The sequence below is a fragment of the Streptomyces aurantiacus JA 4570 genome, from assembly GCF_000414115.1.
GTDB classification, from domain to species: Bacteria; Actinomycetota; Actinomycetes; order Streptomycetales; family Streptomycetaceae; genus Streptomyces; species Streptomyces aurantiacus_A.
In genome coordinates, this window is the sequence record NZ_AOPZ01000327.1 from 1 (window position 1) to 1,713 (window position 1,713).

A 1,713-nucleotide genomic window follows, 5' to 3' on the forward strand; every position below is an offset into this window, starting at 1 on the left:
CGCCCGCCGGGCTGTCCGGCGCCGCGCGCCCCCGGGCGGGGTGCGGCGCCCCGGGGTCCGGGCACTCCGGGCGGCGCCGACTGCCCTGCGGAAGGACTCAGTCGCAGTTCGTAGTCGCCGGTCTGTGGGTTGAGCACCCACTGGTCTGCGGGGTCGATGTCGTCTGCCCGCCCACGGCCTTGCGCGTCCACGGTTGTTTGCGTCCTCCGTCAGGGCCACGCGGCGCCTTTCCCCCCTCAAGAAGGCGCTCGGTCAGTCGTACAGCGGTGCGCGCGGCCGCGAAGGCCGGAACACCGGATCGGCTCACACTATCCGCCCAGTTCAGCGTCCAACGACGCCGGTGACAAATTCCACTCCCCCATCGGATGCCTACAACTGGGCAATCCACCCAATTTCTTTGAGAACCAGCCCTTCGGTGCCCTCCGACGCCCTTCAGAGGAGACGCCCTTTTTACTCGCAGGCGGTCCGGTCGGCCGTGTTGCCCCGGAATGTGGGCGCCGGACTCGGCGTGTGCGTCGGGTCGTCGGGCTTCTCGTCGCTCCAGGAATCGCCGCCGCTGTCGCCGTCGCCGTCGTCCTCGTATCCGTCCTCCGAGCCCTCCGACTCGCCCTCCTCGTACGCGGATTCGCTTTCGCCGGGCGCGTCCTCGGCGTCGTCCTCGTACGACTTGGCGGCCGCGCGTTCGTACGTCTCCAAAGCGGCCGCGCGTGCCACCTCGACCGGCTCGTCCCTGCGAAGGCGGGTGAAGAGCGCCTCCGCGGCGGGCTCGACCAACTCGTCGCGATTCACGTCATAGGTGTAGGAACGCCGCGGCACAGTGAGGAATTGCACCCGTTCTGTGGGGATGTTGCGCACCCCGCGCACCAGTTCGTACAAACCACGCAGACTCGCGATGCCGGGGTCCGTCGTCAGGGAGGACGTGGCCGCGTCCAGAACGGGGTAGAGCTTCGCCGGATTCAGCAGGACGTCATTGCTGCGCACCTTGTTGACGAGCGCGGCCAGGAACTCCTGCTGCCGGTCCATGCGGTCGGTGTCGCTGCCGTTGCCGAGCGACTTGCGGGCGCGCACGAAACCCAGCGCCTGCTCGCCGTTGAGCGTCTGCGGCCCGGCCGGCAGGCGCAGCTTCGCGCCGCGGTCGTCGATGGGGTGCTTCAGACAGACGTGTACGCCGTCGACCGCGTCGACCATGTCCTTGAACCCGGCGAAGTCCACGACCATGTGGTGGTCGACGCGGATGTTCGTCAGCTTCTCCACCGTACGGATCGTGCAGGCCGTGCCGCCGAACTCGAACGCCCAGTTGAACTGGGCGAATTGGGCGCGGGTGCGGGATCCGTCGGGGCGGCGGCAGCTCGGGATGTCCACCATCAGGTCGCGCGGCAGCGACACGGCGGTCGCGCTCTGCCGGTCGGCCGCCAGGTGCAGCAGGATCGTGGTGTCCGAGCGCTGGGTGCCCGGATCGCGGCCGTACTTGCGGTTGTCAGGACCCGAGCGGCTGTCGGATCCGATCAGCAGGATGTTCTGCGCGTCGTGCACCAGCGGCGTCGGCCGCTCCTTCTCGTAGCGCTCCAGCTCGGCGGCGGCACCGGTGTCCTTGGTGATGTTCCCGTTGAGCTTCTTGTACGCGGCCCAGCCGAGGCCCCCCGCGGCGAGCACGAGGACGGCGGTGACGACCGCGGCGTACCGCAGCCAGCGGAACCTGCGGCGGCGCGAGCC

The 1,713-nt window shown here is 69.5% G+C and carries 1 protein-coding gene and 1 pseudogene; both read right to left on the reverse strand.

Translation table 11 applies throughout. The annotated features are described in order from the left end of the window. Nucleotides 1-191 (reverse strand): annotated as a pseudogene (locus STRAU_RS41770) (LCP family protein); the annotation flags it as partial. Between the two features lie 259 nt (nt 192-450). Next, nucleotides 451-1,713 (reverse strand): LCP family protein (locus tag STRAU_RS28155; RefSeq protein WP_037662428.1); only part of this gene is annotated, 1,263 nt, incomplete at its 5' end.